25 protein-coding genes are annotated in these 20523 nt (G+C 30.7%); all 25 read left to right on the top strand.

Annotation, left to right across the window (positions count from 1 at the left end):
- Nucleotides 1–157 precede the first annotated feature (157 nt).
- The 25 genes from CELLY_RS07475 (at nucleotide 158) to CELLY_RS07345 (ending at nucleotide 20458) form a co-directional block, all read left to right on the top strand.
- The gene (locus tag CELLY_RS07475) at nucleotides 158–580 is read left to right on the top strand and encodes a hypothetical protein (protein WP_013621059.1); all 423 of its coding nucleotides are present in this window, start codon (nucleotides 158–160) and stop codon (nucleotides 578–580) included.
- Between the two features lie 1130 nt (nucleotides 581–1710).
- Complete coding sequence (locus CELLY_RS07465; RefSeq protein ID WP_013621056.1) at nucleotides 1711–2442, top strand: hypothetical protein; 732 nt, start codon at nucleotides 1711–1713, stop codon at nucleotides 2440–2442.
- A gap of 267 nt (nucleotides 2443–2709) precedes the next feature.
- Nucleotides 2710–3318, top strand: a complete 609-nt coding sequence (locus CELLY_RS16675; protein ID WP_013621055.1) for a hypothetical protein — start codon at nucleotides 2710–2712, stop codon at nucleotides 3316–3318.
- A gap of 80 nt (nucleotides 3319–3398) precedes the next feature.
- The gene (locus tag CELLY_RS07455) at nucleotides 3399–3830 is read left to right on the top strand and encodes a DUF3997 domain-containing protein (protein ID WP_013871512.1); all 432 of its coding nucleotides are present in this window, start codon (nucleotides 3399–3401) and stop codon (nucleotides 3828–3830) included.
- Nucleotides 3831–3978: 148 nt separating this feature from the next.
- Complete coding sequence (locus tag CELLY_RS07450; protein ID WP_013621053.1) at nucleotides 3979–4503, top strand: hypothetical protein; 525 nt, start codon at nucleotides 3979–3981, stop codon at nucleotides 4501–4503.
- Between the two features lie 185 nt (nucleotides 4504–4688).
- Nucleotides 4689–5483, top strand: coding sequence for a hypothetical protein (locus CELLY_RS07445; protein WP_038505575.1), 795 nt, complete (start codon nucleotides 4689–4691; stop codon nucleotides 5481–5483).
- Nucleotides 5484–5637: 154 nt separating this feature from the next.
- Nucleotides 5638–6300 (top strand): hypothetical protein, encoded by a 663-nt coding sequence (locus tag CELLY_RS07440; protein WP_013621051.1) that lies wholly within the window; start codon nucleotides 5638–5640, stop codon nucleotides 6298–6300.
- A 180-nt stretch (nucleotides 6301–6480) separates the two neighbouring features.
- Entirely contained in the window at nucleotides 6481–6912 is a 432-nt protein-coding gene (locus tag CELLY_RS07435) for a hypothetical protein (protein WP_013621050.1), read from the top strand.
- Nucleotides 6913–7116: 204 nt separating this feature from the next.
- A complete protein-coding gene (locus CELLY_RS07430) occupies nucleotides 7117–7365 on the top strand; it encodes a hypothetical protein (protein WP_013621046.1) in 249 nt (82 codons plus the stop codon).
- A 245-nt stretch (nucleotides 7366–7610) separates the two neighbouring features.
- Entirely contained in the window at nucleotides 7611–7949 is a 339-nt protein-coding gene (locus tag CELLY_RS07425) for a hypothetical protein (protein WP_013621048.1), read from the top strand.
- Nucleotides 7950–8095: 146 nt separating this feature from the next.
- Complete coding sequence (locus CELLY_RS07420; protein WP_013621047.1) at nucleotides 8096–8608, top strand: TPM domain-containing protein; 513 nt, start codon at nucleotides 8096–8098, stop codon at nucleotides 8606–8608.
- A 230-nt stretch (nucleotides 8609–8838) separates the two neighbouring features.
- Nucleotides 8839–9087 (top strand): hypothetical protein, encoded by a 249-nt coding sequence (locus CELLY_RS07415; RefSeq protein WP_013621046.1) that lies wholly within the window; start codon nucleotides 8839–8841, stop codon nucleotides 9085–9087.
- Nucleotides 9088–9290: 203 nt separating this feature from the next.
- Nucleotides 9291–9866: a Crp/Fnr family transcriptional regulator gene (locus CELLY_RS07410; protein ID WP_013621045.1), complete on the top strand. Its 576-nt coding sequence runs from the start codon at nucleotides 9291–9293 to the stop codon at nucleotides 9864–9866.
- Nucleotides 9867–9875: 9 nt separating this feature from the next.
- Nucleotides 9876–10571 carry a hypothetical protein gene (locus CELLY_RS07405; protein WP_013621044.1) on the top strand — a complete coding sequence of 232 codons (696 nt, stop codon included), beginning with the start codon at nucleotides 9876–9878 and terminating at the stop codon, nucleotides 10569–10571.
- An 85-nt stretch (nucleotides 10572–10656) separates the two neighbouring features.
- A complete protein-coding gene (locus CELLY_RS07400) occupies nucleotides 10657–11010 on the top strand; it encodes a YciI family protein (protein WP_013621043.1) in 354 nt (117 codons plus the stop codon).
- Nucleotides 11011–11025: 15 nt separating this feature from the next.
- The gene (locus CELLY_RS07395; RefSeq protein WP_244847097.1) at nucleotides 11026–11562 is read left to right on the top strand and encodes an SRPBCC family protein; all 537 of its coding nucleotides are present in this window, start codon (nucleotides 11026–11028) and stop codon (nucleotides 11560–11562) included.
- A 227-nt stretch (nucleotides 11563–11789) separates the two neighbouring features.
- Complete coding sequence (locus CELLY_RS07390; RefSeq protein ID WP_013621041.1) at nucleotides 11790–12374, top strand: CHAP domain-containing protein; 585 nt, start codon at nucleotides 11790–11792, stop codon at nucleotides 12372–12374.
- A 158-nt stretch (nucleotides 12375–12532) separates the two neighbouring features.
- A complete protein-coding gene (locus tag CELLY_RS07385) occupies nucleotides 12533–13306 on the top strand; it encodes a DUF3800 domain-containing protein (RefSeq protein ID WP_013621040.1) in 774 nt (257 codons plus the stop codon).
- A 151-nt stretch (nucleotides 13307–13457) separates the two neighbouring features.
- Complete coding sequence (locus tag CELLY_RS07380) at nucleotides 13458–13934, top strand: hypothetical protein (protein WP_013621039.1); 477 nt, start codon at nucleotides 13458–13460, stop codon at nucleotides 13932–13934.
- Nucleotides 13935–14088: 154 nt separating this feature from the next.
- On the top strand, nucleotides 14089–14634 hold the full coding sequence (locus CELLY_RS07375) for a hypothetical protein (protein ID WP_013621038.1): 546 nt from the start codon (nucleotides 14089–14091) through the stop codon (nucleotides 14632–14634).
- Nucleotides 14635–14869: 235 nt separating this feature from the next.
- The gene (locus tag CELLY_RS07365) at nucleotides 14870–15322 is read left to right on the top strand and encodes a WapI family immunity protein (RefSeq protein ID WP_013621037.1); all 453 of its coding nucleotides are present in this window, start codon (nucleotides 14870–14872) and stop codon (nucleotides 15320–15322) included.
- 278 nt (nucleotides 15323–15600) lie between these two features.
- Nucleotides 15601–16743, top strand: coding sequence for a helix-turn-helix domain-containing protein (locus tag CELLY_RS07360; RefSeq protein WP_013621036.1), 1143 nt, complete (start codon nucleotides 15601–15603; stop codon nucleotides 16741–16743).
- 67 nt (nucleotides 16744–16810) lie between these two features.
- Complete coding sequence (locus CELLY_RS07355) at nucleotides 16811–18442, top strand: serine hydrolase domain-containing protein (protein WP_013621035.1); 1632 nt, start codon at nucleotides 16811–16813, stop codon at nucleotides 18440–18442.
- A 383-nt stretch (nucleotides 18443–18825) separates the two neighbouring features.
- Nucleotides 18826–19692: a glycerophosphodiester phosphodiesterase family protein gene (locus CELLY_RS07350; RefSeq protein WP_013621034.1), complete on the top strand. Its 867-nt coding sequence runs from the start codon at nucleotides 18826–18828 to the stop codon at nucleotides 19690–19692.
- Between the two features lie 157 nt (nucleotides 19693–19849).
- Nucleotides 19850–20458, top strand: a complete 609-nt coding sequence (locus CELLY_RS07345) for a Crp/Fnr family transcriptional regulator (RefSeq protein WP_013621033.1) — start codon at nucleotides 19850–19852, stop codon at nucleotides 20456–20458.
- Nucleotides 20459–20523 lie beyond the last annotated feature (65 nt).

The raw sequence follows: 20523 nt of genomic DNA, 5'->3' as shown, positions 1-20523 counted from the left end.
TTTGCTAACTTAGTTGCTTAACCACGCAACTAAACATACACAAACACGTTATCTCTTATTTGAGAAAAAACTTTTCGCTCATTAAAAAAGACAGTTCACTCATTTTGATTTTTATGATTAATTGTCAAAGAATACATTTGACAGAAAATCATTAGAAATGAAAATAATTACAATCTTACTTACGATTTTACTATCGATTTCTGCAAATAGCCAAACCGAAAATTTGGAATTATATTTAACAGAAGATAGCGATACTCTATTTTGGAAAAGGTATCAAGACGATGATATTAAAGTCTTCAAATTACCTGAATTAAACACTAAATCGGAATTTGTTTTTAGAAGTTGGAATCCTGGAAGTTTACTCGAAATCACCAAAGACAATGATTCTATAAGTGGTAAGATAATATATTATGTTTTTGAGGTTTGGGAAGACGATTATAAAGCGGACACGTTTATAAAAACGTATTTACTGCCAAAATCAATCTCTGAAAATTTGTACGAATACATATCAAATAGCGGAATTCAAAAATACCGAGTGATAAGTATATTAAAGATTGGCAACAAGGATTTGACGGAATAACACATATTTACGAACTGAAAGAGAATAATAACTACTCTTTTAAAAACTTTTGGACACCAACTTCACAAAAGGAAATTAAAGAAGCGGAATTTATAATTGAGTTTAATAAAAATTGGAGAAATTGGAGAACTCGAAAATACGGAAAGGATTTTGTCGAAAAAATTCCGTTTATAAGCTATAAATATTCTGGTTCAGCTTATGCTATCACAAAACCGCCAACAAAAAAGGAATTACGGAAATATAAACGTGAACGAAAAAAGAAAAAGCGGAATAAAAACAAGAGATAACAATGCATATAATTTATTGCTAGTTCTAGCTTGCTTACGAAAATTCTCGCGAATTTTCTATTATGTTTTTATTTTTTAACTTGGTTGCTTAATCACGCAACAAACCATATACTAAATCGTTGGCAATAATATAACTGAACACAACGAAAAACAGAATAAAATGAATAAAACTAAAATTCTTAAACATCTAATATAGACAGCATTCGGAATTATTTGCGGAATAAGTTGTTATTCTAAATCAAAATTTTATATGCTTACAAACGGATAAAAAATTGTCGGAAAATGAAAAATACATTTTGGGAATTTAGAAAAGGACGTTGGATAATAATAGTAATAAGCATTATTGGATTATTATTTATCATAAATGGAGCATTTGAATTTGTTGAATTTGAAAACCCAAAAACTAATAAATATTTGAACGTAATCGGATTTCTAATCGTTTTGGTATAAGTAGCCAAATGTTCTGGTATCAAAATTATGTTCAATGGAATAAAAGAGGAATCTTAATCAGGATAAAATCCTTCTTTGGGAAAAACATAAAATTCAAAGAAATAAAATCATCTGAATTGAATGATAAAAAGTTGATTATAATAGAAACTTATGGAAATAAAATTGAGATTGATTTAAGTCACATAATAGAATCTGACATTGAAAAATTAATAGACATAATAAATAAAAATACTATTGCCAACACCGTGTATAATTAATTGCTTTGGTCGTTGCTTATTTGGAAAATTCTTTCGGAATTTTCTTGCGTTCGTTTTTGTTTACTAAATTAGTTGCCAAAGCACGCAACTAACCATACACAATCACGTTCTAAAACATTAAAACAAATGAACAAAAATGAAAAATAAATTTATTCTAATATTGATTACATCAGTTACTTTTTTAAGTATGACATATAAGAATTTAGAACCTGTGAAGTGCTTAGTTGGAGGCAATAATAGTTTATTTGATGTACACCTCAAAATAAATGGAGTAAGTATTAAAAATGGATATGTGGGTAATCTTAAAATTATGAATGAAAATCACCCCTTAAAAGAAGGGTTAGACAATATGCCTTCTTTTATGAAAGATGAGCTTGCTTTTATCCTAAAAGAAGGTGAAAACAATATTGAATTAGAATTTAAAAGAAATGGAGGTAGCTATGAAAGCAATGGACAATTTACTTTTTCATTGACCCGTTCAAGTTTAAACATTCCTCTTTATTATTTTTCAAGTCGAAAAGATTCTGGAAAAGTAACTTCAAAGTTTTATATACAGGATAAGAAGCTAAAAGAAAATTATACCAGTCTAGGTAATACAGATGCTTCATTTATTGCTTCTGAAAAAATTAATTACTTCCAAGCTTTTTTAAATGATGAAAGTTTAATGTCTTTTGGGGGTACAAGTGGAATTACTGATTTAGATTTAATTGAAGATAATAACAAGTTAGAAATCAAATATAAAAGTGCATACGAAGGTGAATTCTCATATTATATTAAAACTCCTAACTTTACTAAAAAAGTAATAAAAAACATATCTAAAGACCAACTTAATAAAACAATAGTTGATGTCTACGAGTTTAAAAAGTGAAATTAAAAATAACGTTTTACAACGCTGTGTATAAAACATAGCTAGTAAGTGCTAATTCGATTGGTTTGGAATTATTTACTAAGACCGCCAAATAGAATATTATGCGATAGCGAAATGGTCTATTTTGGCTTTTAAAAGAGAAAATTTAAAACAAAATATAATCCCGAGGCTTCGGGACGGCTCTGTGTCTATCCGAAAAATTAGTGTCTTTTTGCACGCTACGTTTCATACACAAATACGTTGTAGCCAATTAGAAAAAAGAGACGAGTGAATAAAAAAACTTTAATATTGATTGTAAGTATATGGGTAGTTCTGACAATCGCAAACTACTACTTTGTTCCATACTTCATTGTTGCACTCGAATGGCTGGCTCTTTCTCTGATTCTTTTTATATGGACAATTGGGCAAATAGTCAAACTAATTAAGGAAAGAAAGAATTTAACCCGACAAAGAATTGCGTCAGTTTTTGTCATTTCGACTTTGTTCCTATTAACTTTCTTTCGACAACCTGTAAATCAAATTATTGAGAATGCAGATTGGTACATATTCTACAACAAACGGACAGAAGTAGTGGAACAAGTAAAGAACGGAGAATTAAAGCCAAATGTGAGTTGGAACGGATGGGTTTGTGAATTGCCTTACGAATTTCCTGTAATATCTAATGGCGGTAATGACATTGGAATTTCTATGAATGACAGTACGAATGAAGTGACCGTAACATTTTGGGTTTTCAGGAATTTCTTCAGTGCACCTTCAACTCATTTTGTATACACAAATCGACCAGAAGACATAAAATATTACAATGACCTTATTGAACGAAATCCTGATGACAATTGGAAAATTGAAGAAAATTGGTATCGGACATTTCACGAATGAAAAAATAAAAACTGGCTACAACAACACCTATACGCAATGCCCTTCGGGACACTGCGCATAGCCAAACCGTTGTACCACATATGACCAAAACATTGCGAATTACAAAAATCATATTGACTTTAATCGGAATCTTGACTTTAAATTCCTGTTGGAATAATCCAGGCGAATCTGAATTAATAATCGGAAATTACTTTGTGGAATGGAACGATTTAGTCGCTAATAGAGCATTAGTAGAAAAAACCGAAAAAGATTCGCCATATTCAAGTGGAATTATTTCTAATTATGTTTTCGCGGTTGGAAATAACTCTGATTTTATAATCGCTAAACAACATCCATATTTGAATGACTTAACCATCACTAAATATTTCATAATTGACTTAAAGAAAAGAGAAAAAACAAATGAAGATGGAATTTATGGACCAATGGACAAACAACAATTTGACAAAAAGTCAAAGGGCTTAAATATATCAGAATTGGATTTTGACCAAGTGTATAATGAAAACCCTAATTGAAAAAATACGTGGTACAACAATGTATAACCGCAATTACGGCGGATTCGACTACGTCCGAATCCACTCGGAATTGCTAAAGCCTGTGATAAGCCGAAAAACATTAACTTTAATCCCGTAACTTCGGTTATACCTACCGTTGTCATTAATTATGAAAAAAAATCTAGTGCTAATATTATTTTTGAGTTTATTCTATCTTTCTAGATTGAGTTCACAACAATTAATCGATTATGAAGATATATATCTTGAGAATAATTTAGCATATAAATATAATGATGAAAAATTATTCTCTGGAATTGCTCAAATTAAAAAGAAAAATGGTCAAATTTCATACGAATTAGAATATGATAAAGGTGTTATATTAAGTCAAAAAATATACGCGAGAAAAAAAGATAAAGGACTTCTGCGTGAAATAATATATGACCCACAAAAACCATATAAAGAATTAAAACAACTTCGTTACTTTTCTGATGTTGAAGAAACTAAATATTTTGATGATAAAGGGAAACGTAAATTAATTGAGCAAAGAAGAAATGGTTTATTATTTTACAGTTGTGAATATCTAAATGGAAAGAAAAATGGACGTCAAATATGTTTCAATGATGACGGAACTAAAACAATTGTTGAATTTAGTAATGGAAAAAAATTAACTAATGACAACAAGGGCTATAATTAATACGCAAGGCTTGGCCTTTTCGATAGAGGTTTTGTATTTGAATGTCGCAAAACCTTTTTTATTTCCTTGTATTACTTAAATTTACAAGCAAAACAAAAGGTTTCGCTTGTGAACAGCCCGACGTCTACGACTTCTTGCAGCGCACTAACCATAGCCGAAACGTTACCCATAAGCTGAACCAACCATTGAAAATACTGCTTCACATAATAATTATCACTTTTTTGACTGTTGTAACTCAAATAGGTGGAATAATATATTTGATTGCAATTTTGTTGATTAAGAAAAGTGCGGAAAAGAAACGATTGAAACGGATTGGAATTTTCGCAGTTCTATATTTACTCGCAACATTTTTAATCGTTCCAAATATCGCACCTATTTTCGGACGTGAAAAAATAAAAGAAACGGAATTTTTAAAAGCTCGTTCTTTCTTTTATAAACTTGCGAATAGAAACTATGTAAGACCTGAATTGAACAAATCAATTGGACAAATAGCAACCAAATTTGAGAGACTAAATGCAGGAATAAAAATGGTTTACCTTGATGCTAACTTCCCATTCATAAACAAATTTCCACTTCTGCCACATTTGAGCCATAACGACGGAAAGAAAATTGACGTTTCTCTGATTTACGAGAATGACAACGGACAATTGACTAATAAAAAACCATCAGTTAGTGGATATGGTGTTTATGAAATGCCAACCGAAAAAGAATATGACCAAAACGCTGTTTGTAAGAAAAATGGAAATTGGCAATATGATTTTCCAAAATATCTGACTTTAGGCACAATAAACAAAGACATTGAGTTTTCCGAAAAAGGAACTCGACAATTAGCAGAATTGATTTTAAAACAAAAAAATATTGGTAAATTGTTCATCGAGCCACATTTAAAAACTCGATTGAATTTGAACAATGGAAAAGTACGATTTCACGGATGTCAAGCAGTTAGACACGATGACCACATACATTTCCAACTGAAATAATTAAAAAATGCCTATGGGTAACAATGTATAACCGCAATTACGGCGGATTCGACTACGTCCGAATCCACTCACAATTGCTAAAGTCTGTGATAAGCCGAAAAACATTAACTTTAATCCCGTAACTTCGGTTATACCTACCGTTAGGCACAATCCTATGCTGAAAAATATACTTCTAGTCCTACTCTTAAATTTATGCTTCTTTTCCTTCGGACAAAAGGAACAAACGGACTTAAGTGATTTCTTTTCAAAATCTGAGATTAAGGACTTGAATCTAGTTACTGACTTTTTTCAAGCGGAACTTTGCGGAAATGCGGACTGGACAAAATTTGGGTCCTGTATTGCCGAATCTAAAGAGGACTTAGTGGACTGGAAACAAAATTACCTTGAAAAGAAAATTAGTTGGAGAAAACAGAAAAAACTATACTCAAAAATATCTGATTCAACCTTTAAGAAAATTTGGAGTCTTTGCAAGACTTGGAGAACAATTGAACCGAAATATGAATATAAAAGCATTTGTTTCAGTCAGAACAAAAAATTCATTGGATTTGTTAACTTTTTAGCGGAATCAAATCCTTCTTTGGAAGGGTATGGGGATAAATTAGAATTGGTTGGTCGCTTCACACCAACGGACGAAATATTGTACACTTTACATAATTTTCCGGACGGAACGGATTTGGACAACAGAGGGATTCAAATATTATTAGCCATTCACTTTCTGACAGAAAATGACCAAGCGAAAAGGGACAAGAAAGCAATCCGACTTAAAAAACGAGACACAAGAAAAATGGAACGAAAACAGAGACGGAAAAATAAATAAAAGACTGTGCCTAACACGGTGTATAATTAATTACGGGCGGAATTTCCACTTGGAAATTCCTGCAATCAATTATCTTTAGAGTCAGACGGACATTTTCCGTTGGAAAAGTCCGCAACTAATCATACACAAACCGTTAGCTACAATTACTTACTCATATTTAAAAATAAAACTGAACTGAATTTGAAACTGAAAAATCCAAATATTTTATTATTGATTAGTATATTAATTTTCATTATCGCTTGTAGCCAAAAAAATTATTGTACGAATGGTAATTGCGGAGAAAATTGGAGTGGATTGGCTGTTTTAATTTCTGGAATATTTGGAGTTTTTATTGGAGGAGCTTGTATATCTTGGCTCGCAAATCCATTAATCTTAATTTCGTGGTTGACATTTAAAAAAACTAAAATTTCTTTAGTAATGAGCATTATTGCTTTATCTTTTGGAATGAGTTTTTTATTTTTTGATGAAATAATAATAAATGAAGCAGGACACTATGGAGAAATAACAGGATATGAAATTGGATTTTACTTATGGAACTTAAGTTTTGTAATTATGATTATCCGAAATATAATTAGTTTGAAAAACAAAAAAACTGTAGCTAACAATGTATAACCGCAATTACGGCGGATTCGACTACGTCCGAATCCACTCGGAATTGCTAATGTCTGTGACAAGCCGAAAAACATTAACTTTAATCCCGTAACTTCGGTTATACCTACCGTTAGCTTTAATGCATTAGCAAGTTTGCGAAAACAGAATCCTGAAACAGAAAAGGACTTTTTAATTAAGAAAAACAGACGACAAAAAAATAAACAAATGGAAACAGTTAAAAGAAATTTTGTGAAAAATCCAACAAGAAAGAATTTAATTTTATTTACACTATTGTGGTTTGTAGGAATATTTTTGTTGACATTAAGCATAACTGATATATTTTCAGAAAGTTTTTTTCAGAAAAAGCATATTATGATTTACTTTTTAATGATAGGCTCAACAATAGCAACAGCCAAAATTCAAATTAATTATTGGAAAAACAAAAATCTAAATTCACACTCAAACGTAGAATGAAAATCACAACGGAATTGAAATACCAATTAAAAATAAGCACTAAAAGCTAACAATGTATAACCGCAATTACGGCGGATTCGACTACGTCCGAATCCACTCGGAATTGCTAACGCCAGTTCTTAACCGAAAATTATTAACTTTAAAACCGTAACTGACGGTTATACCTACCGTTGTGTGTAATTTGAGCAATGAAGCAAACGATAACCAAAAGTGACAAAAATTTAAAGATTCTGAACAAGCTAATTGTGAACGGATTTTACAATGGATCTGTCGGAACTGAAAAGTTCGAATTAATGCGGAATCGTTTTCCTAACAATCATAGAATAATCGGAATTGTGAATGACAGAGGGAATTACGATTTGAAATTTGACTTTAAGTCACCAATGAATATTTTAGCTAAAGTTTTACTCGGACTTGGAATTCTGACTATAATAGCTTCTCTGATTAAAGGAAATTGGATTTTGCCAATCGCGTTGACCATTTTCGGACTGATATTCTTTGCGGATTTTAAACTAAAAGAGAAAAAAGAAATAAATCGTTTGACTGACAAAATATTGGAATTTCATAAATCGGAATATGAATAAAAACTACACACAACAATGTATAACCGCAATTACGGCGGATTCGACTACGTCCGAATCCACCCACAATTGCTAAAGTCTGTGATAAGCCGAAAAACATTAACTTTAAACCCGTAACTTCGGTTATACCTACCGTTGTACACAATTCTATGCATATCAGAAAATTAATCGTTAGCCTAATATTAATTCTTGCCTTTTTAGGTTGTAAAACTTCGAATAAGCAAACCCAAGAATTAAACACAACTAAACTCTATGGCAAACAACCCATTTCATATGTCAACGATTATTCGGACTTATTAAACGAGCAGGAAATAGCTGAACTTGACACATTTCTGAGGGACTACGAGAAAAGAACTACTCGCGAATGCATATTAGTCGTGATGGAAAATATTGAGCCATATGAGGACATTTTGGAGTTTGGAAAAGATATCGGAAATCGGTTGGGAGTTGGGAAAAAAGAAAAGGATAATGGATTGATGATAATTTTGGACATGAGCAAAAGGAATGTAGGAATTTCGACTGGACTTGGAACAGAAAAAGTCTTGACAGACTCAATTTGCCAAACAGTGATTAATGAAGACATAATTCCGAAATTCAAAGACGGAAAATTTCATGACGGAATTCTAGCGGGATTCACTTCACTTATGAATAAATGGAAATAAGAACTGTGTACAACACTGGCTATAATTCATTGTGGTCGGATTTCCTAAACGGAAATCCTTACTTTTAAGCTAAGGTTGGATTTCGGGCGGAATGTTCACTACGTGAAATTCCACAACGAAATCATAGCCCAACCGTTAGCTTTAATGCATTAGCAAGTTTGCGAAAACAGAATCCTGAAACAGAAAAGGACTTTTTAATTAAGAAAAACAGACGACAAAAAAATAAACAAATGGAAACAGTTAAAAGAAATTTTGTGAAAAATCCAACAAGAAAGAATTTAATTTTATTTACACTATTGTGGTTTGTAGGAATATTTTTGTTGACATTAAGCATAACTGATATATTTTCAGAAAGTTTTTTTCAGAAAAAGCATATTATGATTTACTTTTTAATGATAGGCTCAACAATAGCAACAGCCAAAATTCAAATTAATTATTGGAAAAACAAAAATCTAAATTCACACTCAAACGTAGAATGAAAATCACAACGGAATTGAAATACCAATTAAAAATAAGCACTAAAAGCTAACAATGTATAACCGCAATTACGGCGGATTCGACTACGTCCGAATCCACTCGGAATTGCTAACGCCAGTTCTTAACCGAAAATTATTAACTTTAAAACCGTAACTGACGGTTATACCTACCGTTATGCCTTATTATAAAAAACCTTTGAACAACAATGAACCAAACCCATTTTTTAAATAGCATTTTTAAACAAGAAAACTTTAATTCGGAGGAATTAGAATTGATTTTAATGCAATTTGAAGAAGTTGAATTTAGCAAGAACGAATATCTAATCGAAAAAGGAAAAGTAGCTAGTTACTATTACTTCTTGGAGACAGGTTTTTTACGTTCATATAGCATTGACACGGAAGGAAATGATATTACTACTAAATTCTTTGCAGAAAATGATATTGTGATAGATTGGCATTCCTATTTTTTAAAAAAACCTTGTAAAGAATCTATTCAAGCATTAACAAAAGGAAAATGTTGGAAAATTAGTTTTGCCAACTTTATGAAATTATTTAACATTGAAGCTTTTAGAGAAGTAGGCAGAACACGGCTTGTAAATAACTACTTTGAATTAAAGAATCATTCAATATCTGTGATTGCCGACCAAGCGAAAGACCGATATTTAAACTTATTAAAAGAAAAACCTTCAATAATTCAAAATGTTCCTCTAAAACATATTGCTACATATTTGGGAATTACAGACACATCTTTAAGTAGAATTAGAAAAGAAATCACTTTATAATATCAACCTATGTTTTCAAATCAAATACCTGAAATATTTTCTATCCTTTTTCTATTAGCGTTTATGTTTCCTGTAGTAATGGTAGCCCGTTTGGCAAAAAAAGGAAAAATAAAAAACGGATTTTGGTTGGTTCTTGGTTTTTACATTCCCTACCTAATTATAGTTGCAATAGCAAGTTTGTATGGCTTTTTTGATGACGTAATGTTACCGCCCAAAATTGTTTTGACAACAACGCTTCCTTTGGCAATATTCGTTACCATAATATATAATACCGAAATCTGCAAAAAAGCAAATACCATCTTAAACCTTGAAGATTTAGTTAAGATTCATATATTCCGCCTGATTGGTAGCACTTTTATCATTCTGTTCCTTTATGATTTATTACCACCAGTTTTTGCCCTTTTCGCTGGTATTGGAGATTTACTAACTGCTATATCAAGCATTTTTGTGGCAAAAGCTATACGAAACAAAAAAAACTACGCTAGAAAACTAACTTACATTTGGAACACTTTTGGGCTTGTCGATATTTTAATCACTTCGGCAATGGCTATTATTTTTACCAAAATCAGTATCGACAATAGTATTCAAGGAGTAGAGTTTTTAGCGGAATTTCCATTTTGCTTTATTCCAGCTTTTGCACCACCAACAATTATTTTTCTTCATCTATTGGTTTTTCGCAAATTATCTTGGCTCAAAAAAGCCTAATTGTCATTTCTTGTCATAGGCAAAGATTTTTGTGTTTTCCCTCTTTTACTTTTGGTGTATCGTTTAACATTAAAAATTAAAAGAAATGAAAGCAGAACTAAAATTTATGATGATTTTCAGTTTTAGTCCTAATCCTGAATATCAACCGACAAAAAAAGAAATGGAACAAATGCAACAAGAATGGGGCAGTTTCATCGGCAACATCGCTATTAAAGAAAAGCTTGATAGCACTCATCAATTGGGTTTTGACGGAAAACAAATCGCTCCCGATTTATCAATCGCAGACGGAATATTAGTTTCTGAAAACAAAACAATTAGTGGAAATATGATTGTTAAAGCAAACTCTTTAAATGAAGCGGTTGAAATGGCCAAAGACAGTCCAATTCTAAAAATGGGTGGCTCGGTTGAAGTTCGGAATATTATACCAATGGAAAATTAATATAAACTTTGAAAAATGAAAAAAATGATACTAATAATAATCGCAGTAGCATTAATTCTGTTCTTAGGAATTGGGTTTTATAATGCAAGTAAATTACAACATATTCACATTCAAAAAACCGTGAATGTCCAATCAGAAATGCGGACCACTTTCGATAACGTGCTTTATCTGAAAAACTTTACGAAATGGTCACCATTCTATGAAGCCGACCCTAACCAAAAAACAAGTATTAAAGGAACGGATGGACAAGTTGGTGTCCAGTTTCATTGGGACGGTAACAACGGAAAGGATTTGGGCTATCAAGAAATTACGGAAATTCGACCTTTAGAGTATATAAAAATGGATTGTGATATTCAAAAACCATTTAAGGCAAGTCCTACTTTTGAGTACTCTTTTCAAAAAACAGGCAACTTGATTAAAGTAACACAAGATTTCAATTTAAAATCTGGATTGGTTGATTCCTTTTTTATGTGGCTTTTCGGTGCAAAAAAAGATATGGAAAAAATGAATGCTAGAGGAATGGAACTTTTAAAGATTGCGTGCGAAAAATAACAAGGCATAACAATGTATATAAAAAATAGGGCAAATAGTTCTTGACCAATGGCTTGGGCTTATTTGCGAGGTCGCCATATTTTTAATTTGTATTTTTGACAATAGAAAAGTTAAAAAGAAAATTAAAAATTCGGCTCGTGCTAAATCCGAAAAGTTAGCGTCTTTTTATACGCTACGTTTCATACACAAGACCGTTGTAAATAATACCCAAAAACATCACGAACGAATTGAAAAAACGATTTTTACTCTTATTTGGAATTTTGATTTTACTTGTTGTTGGGTTTTTCGCTTCTAAAAAAATCAATCTAAATCCGAATTATGAAGTCGGACAAAAAATTGACAGTCTGAACGGAGTTGCTGTTTATTATAATGGAGGAGTTGGAAATGTGGATGGACGAGCGTTAGCGAAAGATGGCTATAATCTTGGACTGAAATATCAATGCGTGGAATTTGTAAAGCGATATTATTACGAAGAACTGAATCATAAAATGCCTGACAGTTATGGACACGCAAAAGACTTTTTTAATTCACAAATCAAGGACGGAAAAATAAACAAACAGCGAAATTTAAAGCAGTATAAGAATCCAAGTAAATCCAAACCGAAAGTAAATGATTTAGTGATTTACTCTGCAACAACGCTAAATAAATATGGACACGTTTCAATTGTTTCCAAAGTAACCGAAAACGAAGTTGAGATTATTCAACAAAATCCTGGACCTTTTGGAAATTCAAGAGAAAAATATGATTTGATAAATGAAAACGGAAAATGGAAAATAAAAAACGATAGAATTTTAGGTTGGTTAAGAAAATAGCAGAAAAAGTACTATTTACAACACCGTGTATAATTCATTGCTAGTTATAGCCTACTTACGAAAGTCCTCGCGGACTTTCTATCTGTGATTTATTTGCTATATTTAGTGCTTAAACACGCAACGAAATCATACACATCAACGTTGGCAATAATTAAAGAATGACCCGAATTTACATTGATGATTCAACCCACGAAAGAGGGAAATTTATAATAAGTGGAGTAATTACGACTGAAAAAGATGTTGAAAAACAAATATCTGAAATACTCATCGAAAATGGTTTAGACAAAAAAAACGACGAATTTAAAAGTCGGTTATGTAGTCCGAATAATCCTTCAATGATTAAAGTACGTAGACAGTTGAATTACCTAATTCGTAAAAATTGTAAAATTGGACTTATTATCTTGCCAATAACTCACAGAGAAAAAATTGGAATAGAAACTTTAAAAGGATTGAAAAAAATTATAGATAGTAATGACTTTGGAGAAAAAATAGAAATAAACATTGACGAAAATTATTTTAAAAATTCTCGACAAGGAGAAATGTTGTGTTTTGAACTTGGTTTAAACAAATATAAACTGAATTTAGAAGTAGATTCTTCAAAAGTAAAAGGAATTCAACTCGCTGATTTAATAGCTCACACTTGTTCTACAATGCTACTTGAAGAATTAGGTTTAATAAGTAAGAAAGTTAAAGCAGGAAAAGGTTCAGGATATGACCCAGATTTAGACATAGAATTAGGTTTTGAATTGTGGGCGAGTATAAGATATAATTTTCTTGGAGAAATTGATATGGATAGATTTGAAAATGGAGATGGACAACCTCATACTTCAACAGAACCATTTGGACTATACATTTCCGAATATTGTAATAAACGACTAACGAAAAAAATAAGAAACACGTTTAGCGAAATATATTTAGGATGTATACATTAAAAACTATTGCCAACACCGTATATAATTTATTGCTAGTTCTAGCCTACTTACGAAAATCCTCGCGGATTTTCTATTCGGTTTTTATTTGCTAAATTAGGTGTCTAAACCACGCAACAAACCATATACAAACACGTTACCATACATTTGAGAAATGACGAACGCATTAAAATATTTAGGACTGATTTTAATATTATCTGTAATCGGATTTTTAATTCGAGATTACTTTCTTGACTTTTCTCTTTCCCAAATAGCCAATAAAAACAGTCAGATTACTAGCAGAACTATGAGCGGACAATTTTATTCGCATATTTTATTCGCTTTGTCAATAGGAATTATTCCTCTACTCTATCTGATTATAAAAAAAATGACTAAACTGAACTTTATGAATCAAGGTTTGGTTTCTTGCGGAATAATATTTGTTTGCGGAATTTTGCTATGGCAATTCAGAATATTTCAACTGAACAATAGATTGCAAAAACTATCTGAATTTAATATTGGAAACGGAATTCAAACAGAACTGAATTTTGACAATCTGAATTTTGGACGTTATTTATTCATTGGTTTTTTAATCGGAACAATATTGAGTATTTTGATTTTCAAGAATAAAAACAAAACATTAACGGAATAAAAAAACGTATGGTAACATTGTGTATAATTCATTGCTAGTAAAGGCTTACTTACGAAAATTCCGCTGGAATTTTCTATCTGTGATTATTTGCTAACTTTAATGCTTAAACACGCACCGAAATCATACACTAAACGTTAGCAACAAGCTTAAAAAAGTGAGTGACCACCATACATCCATTGTTTCAGAAAAAACTAATCCAGCGGATTCTAAAGAACTTGCGGAAAAAGTAATTAGCTTTTTGGCTGAAAAGAAAATTATTAAAAAAGAGCTCTCTGATTGTGTTCTTGGTTCGAATGGACACAAACCAGCCGAAAATTTTGCTTCAATACTTGAAAAACAAAATGAGGGGTTTTTGGACTTAACAACAAACGGAGTTGAAGTGGTGACCGAAAGAAAGGTTTTTGAAAATGGCGGAAATGGACTTGAGCAAGTTAACTGCCCAAAATGTGGACAAAATCAGATTGAAGAGGATTGGGGAAGTGCATTGGGAAACTGGTATGAGAAATCGGATTCAGATTTAATAAAATGCTCGAATTGCTTATCTGATAGTTCAATAACCGAATTCAATTTCGAACCAGATTGGGCATTTGGAGATTTTGGTCTAATCTTTTGGAATTGGGGAATATTCAAAAGTGAATTTTTTATCGAATTAGAAAAGGTAATCGGAACGGAATTGAAAATAATTTACGGCAAAGTATAACGCAAAAGCCAGTTGCTAACAAAGCCTAAACGTAATGCGGACTTTAGGGCAAAACCGAAAGGTCTGTGTATATTTATGAGGTCGCCAAAACTTTGGGATTTTGCTTTGAACAAAAAAATAAAAACTAAACAAAAAGATTTCGCTATGTGTGTGTGGTGGAAAGCAAACACTAGTTTGCTCCCGTACTGTTCATAGCTCAACCGTTGTGCGTAAGCTAAAAATTATACGATATTGAATGATATTTCACGGCATTAATAACCAAATTGTAGAATTAAAAATAACAAATTATCAGTTTCCTAAAATAACGGATTGCGAATATGATTCTAATTGGTTATTGATTTATCTAAATGTAAAAAGTGACTGTGGAAATTGGCAAACTGTTGACCCATCACTTTTGGTTGGAGATGTAATAGAAATAATAGAGTGGTTCGAAAAAATATCTCAAAACAAAACGCCAAAATATGAATGTTTGGATTTTATCGAGCCAAATTTGGCATTTGAGCTAATCAAAGCTGGAATGGACTTTAAAACTGTTCGCATAAAATTTGACTTAGAATCTAGACCTAAGAGTGCAGATGATAAAAAAGATTATTTTGTGGACTGTAAAATGGATAACTCACAATTGCAAAAAGTTATAGAAGGACTAAAAAAAGAATTGAAACCGTATCCAATAAGGGCGGTTAGATGAAAAAAGCCTACGCAAAACAATGCCTATAATTAATGCGGAGGTTTGGTATTTATTCAAAAAGCTTGTGTACTTTTATAAAGTCGATAAATTGAAAATTACGCGATAGCGAAATATTCAAAATTTAGCTTTAGACAAGAAAAAATAAAACTAAACAATAAGCTTTAGCTTAGTGCGCAGACGAAAACAAAAGGTTTCCTTACTCCCGCACAGCGCATAACCAACCCGTTAGCAACAAGCCAAAGAAACATTACATAAAATATAGATACTGAATATAATTAATGTGTGAATTAAATTTAAATTTTTATAACTTTATTATAATTGCATCTATATTTATAGGAACAACATTTGGACTGTTACTTATTTTTACTAAACGGGCTAATAGAAAAGCCAATATACTGCTTGGTATAGTTACTTTTATCATTGTTTTTTGGAGTGTTTGGATTTTGAGTTTGGATTTTCAAATAACTAATTACCTGACCTATTTCTATTTAATTCCATTAAATTACTCTCTGGCACTTGGTCCCTTACTATATTTATATGTTAAAAAAATAACCGATTTTAACTATCATATATCTAAAAAACATGGCGTTCATTTTTTACCGCTTATAATAGAACTTACCGTGCATATAATTATTTGCCGTGATGCGCTTATAAATAATATTACTGCTGTAGAAACTGATACATACCTTAAATTAATGCCCATCATTCAATTTTTAGCCATAATCTCAATCATTACTTATTCAATTTATTCACTTAAGGCAATCAAATTTTATCATTTCTGGTTAAAAAAAAATTATAGTACTAATGATGCATATAGTTTAAGGTGGTTGTATAGATTAATTACCATATTTGCAATAATTTGGTTTTTATGGACTCCTTATACCATTATTGATTATGTTGTCTTCGATTTTCAATTAGGAATAAGTGATTATTATCCTATTTATGTGTTACTTTCTATTACCACCATTTGGATTAGTGCTGAAGCTTTTTTAAGACCAGAAGTAATTTTACTTGAAACCAATAAACCAAAAAGTATAAAAAAAGAAAATCCATCTGAAGAAATTGCAAAAAAAGCATCTTGGTTAAAAGAACAAATGGAAACCAATCTTTTTTACCTTAATTCAGAATTAACATTGAAATCTTTAGCTGACAATCTTGACATCCATCCAAATGTTCTATCAAAATTAATAAATGATGGCTTAGGTAAAAACTTCTCAGACTTTATAAATGAATACCGGGTAAATGCCATTATTCAAAAATTACATAGCGGTAATTATGATCACATCACTTTATTGGGTATTTCTTTTGAATGTGGTTTTAATTCAAAAACAACTTTTAACAGAGTCTTTAAAAACATCAAGGGTATCACTCCTTTAAATTATAAAAAATCAATAAAAAAAAGCTTACACAACTTTAAATAAGCACCATTCTATAATTTGGGGCGTTTAAAATAGCATGTTACCATTATGTTTGTTCAAAAAATAAAACATGAAATTAAAATATTATTTAACTCTTACTATTTGTTTAATTATTTCTGGTAACGCTATAAGTTCTGCACAAACAAAAAAAATTGAAAACCTGTATTTTTCAAAAATTGACTTAAAAAAAGAGAAAATAAAATTAACAGACTACACGAATAGTTTTACATTAAATAAAGATAAATTTTTAACAGCTCACTTTACATTAGATAAACCTCTTATTGAAAGTCTTAAATTATTAGCTCCAAATTTAACGCAAGACCAATTGTTAAATAAAGGAAGTTTTCAGTTTTCATTTTTAGTAGATGGTAAAATAGTTTATACAGAAAACTTAAATAAAGGAGCAGGAAATATTAAATCTAAAACAACTCAACTAAAACATACAATCCCTTTAATTTATCCTAAGCAACTTGATTTTTGGGGTTGGTTTATGTGGTTAAAGTTTATGAAGTTAGGAGGAGGACAAGATGTTCTTGCTAAAGGAAATCATTCTTTAACTATTGAAGTAAGGCCATATATAAAAAGAAGTGATATAAAAGTTGGGGCAATTTTAGCTAAGGGAAATATTACTATAGAAGTAGCTAAAGCACTTGTAGATGAAAGTTTAATACCTGTTCAAAAAATACAGCCTAATAGCGGTTGGAAATTATCTAAAGATAATTTTAATACTAAAAAAATAGAAGCCTTAAATAGGAAAATAGCTGAAAAAAGATTTGAAAACATTAATGGTATTGTAGTAATAAAAGAGAACAAACTTTTAATAGAAGAATATTTTAACGGCGAAAACAGAAATAGTTTGCATGATTCAAGATCAGTAGGAAAATCATTCGCATCTACAATGTTGGGGGTGGCTATTGAAGAAAAATATATTGATAATGAAAACGTATTATTAAAAGATTTTTACAATTTAAAATCTTTTAATAATTATAGCGAAAAGAAAGATTCAATAACACTAAAATCTCTTTTAACAATGAGTTCTGGTTTTCTTGGTGATGATCGAGATTACGATAGTCCTGGAAATGAAGAAAATATGTACCCAACAGATAACTGGGTGAAATTTTCACTTGATTTACCTATGAAAAATGATAAAGTAATTGGTAAAGATTATATGTATTTTACAGCAGGCGTTGTTATTTTAGGAGATATAATTCATAAATCTGTTCCTGAAGGTTTGGTTTCTTATACAGATAAAAAGTTATTTAAACCTCTAAATATTACTAATTACAAATGGCAATACACACCACAAAAAGTTGGTAATACTGCGGGAGGAATACAGTTAAGAGCTATTGATTTTGCTAAGTATGGGCAATTATATAAAAACAAAGGAAAATGGAATGGGAAGCAAGTTCTGACTAAAAAATGGGTAGAAAAAAGTTTATCAAAACAAGTATCGCAAGCTTATGGTGGAATAGATGATGGTTATTATGGTTACCTTTTCTGGAATAAAACATATACTGTTAATGGTAAAAATTATGAAGTTTCCTTTTGTAGTGGTAGAGGAGGAAATAAGATTTTTATTTTTAAAGACATTCCTTTTGTGGTCGTTGTAACTTCTTCTGCATATGACAGCCTTTCAGCTCATACCAATACAGATAAAATAATGACTGACTATATATTACCTGCAATAATTGATAAAGAATAAAACCCGTTGCCAACAAAGTATTGTGGTAAAAAACAAGTAGAAAAGATAAAGGGGATTTTTTTAGAAGTTTAGTTTAAGAATACTGAAATAAAATATACAGACCAAAAGGTATAAAAACAAGTATTTTATCTGTAAAACCTGATACAAGAGCGGAAATGGAAATATAAAAACTATTGGCAACATTAGGCCTAATTAATTGGAGTTTTTATCTGTTTTAGATATGCTAAAAAATATTTTTAATTTAATGTTTCTGTCCAAAAAAGATAAAAGCAAAATATTATATTTGACTTTTATCAATACTAAACGCCTTACTAATAACCTGCCCTACGCTTCAATACAAGTAAATTGGCAAATATCCTCTAGTGCACAGAAAAATTTAATATATGAAAAAACTAATAATTCCTATTCTACTAATTTCATTTCTTTTTGTTGGATGTAAAGAAAACAATAAGCAGGAGAATACTTTACAAACTTATTTTAGTTATTCTAATTCTAGTGATATATTAATTAGTTCTCACCGTGGAGGAAAAGGGTATCCTGGCTACCCTGAAAATTGCTTAGAAACTATGCAGTATATTAAAAAACATATTCCTAACGCGTTATTTGAAATTGATGTAGCAAAAAGTAAAGATGGGGTATTATTACTTATGCATGATAATTCACTTGAGAGAACATCAACTGGTTTTGGGAGAGTTGACCAAAACAGCTGGAAAACAATGTCTCAACTAAAACTTAAAGATGATTTTGACTCTATAGTTGATTTTAAAATTCCGTTATTTAAAGACGTATTAGACTGGGCAAAAAAAGAAAACGCAATACTTACAGTTGATATTAAGCGAAGTGTTGACCCCGAAGATGTACTACATTTTATTGAAAAAAACGATGCCTTAAAGCAATCGGTTATTATTACTTACTCTATTAAAACAGCTCAAAAGTTATACAAGTTAAATCCAAAAGTAGTACTATCTGTTAGCATTAGAAATACCGAAGAGTTTAACAGAGCTGCCAACTCTGGCATACCTTGGGCAAATATGGTTGCATTTACAGGAACAATGGTGTCAGACTCATCATTGTATAACAAGCTACACAAAAAGGGGGTTATGTGTATGTTGGGGACTTTAGGTAACTTAGATAAGAGAGCCGCTGCAAAAGGCGAACATCTTTACAGAGAATGGGCCAAACTAGGAATTGACGTTTTTGCAACAGACAGGCCACTAGAAACACAAAAAGCTCTTATAACGCATCAATAAATAGCTTTTAAGTTAAACTGCTTATAAAAACTATGAATTCTAAAATGTTTACCAAGCACATTAATGTGCTATAACTGTGTTATATTTTGTTTGTTAAATTACGCTCCTTTTTTACACATTAAAAACTAATAACTCACGTATTACAAAACTAAAATTCATGAAAGAGCACTTTTCTACAGAAGAAAATATTCTATTTAATTTTTTAAGTCAAGTATACCCACTAACTCAAATAGATTTTATGCCTTTAGCTAAGGTTATAAAAAAGAAAAAAATTAAAAAAGGAGAGCTCTTGCTAAATATTGGACAGGTAGAAACCAAAACATGTTTGGTACTAAAAGGCTTTATACATCAATACACCATTATTGAAGATAATTTATTTACTATTGATTTTTCGCTCTCGGGTATGAGCTTTAACAACTTTACAAGCTATATGGAAGAGTCACCCTCTAACCAAATACAAGAAGCACTAATTGATACTGAAATTATTTATTTTGAAAAAATAGACATTGAAAAGCTACTACTAAATAGTCATCCTTTTTCTTTTATATATACCAAGTTATTTGAGCAAGTACATTTAGAGCGCGAAAAAAGATCTTTAATACTACAGCATAAAAATGCATACAAAAAATATGAACTTTTTTTAAATACAATTTCTAAATCTAAAAGGTTTTTAGAAGAAGTACCACAAAAGTTAATTGCCAATTATTTAGGTATGACTCCAGAAACATATAGCAGAGTTAAAAAAACATACTTAAATAAAGCTTAAAGGTTAATTTCTTGATTTAAAATAAGTTTTAAGTTTTAAAGATTTTAGATTTTTGAAAAATAAAG

The organism is Cellulophaga lytica DSM 7489 (assembly GCF_000190595.1).
In the GTDB taxonomy this organism is placed as follows: domain Bacteria; phylum Bacteroidota; class Bacteroidia; order Flavobacteriales; family Flavobacteriaceae; genus Cellulophaga; species Cellulophaga lytica.
This window is presented reverse-complemented; position numbering and strand designations above follow the sequence as displayed.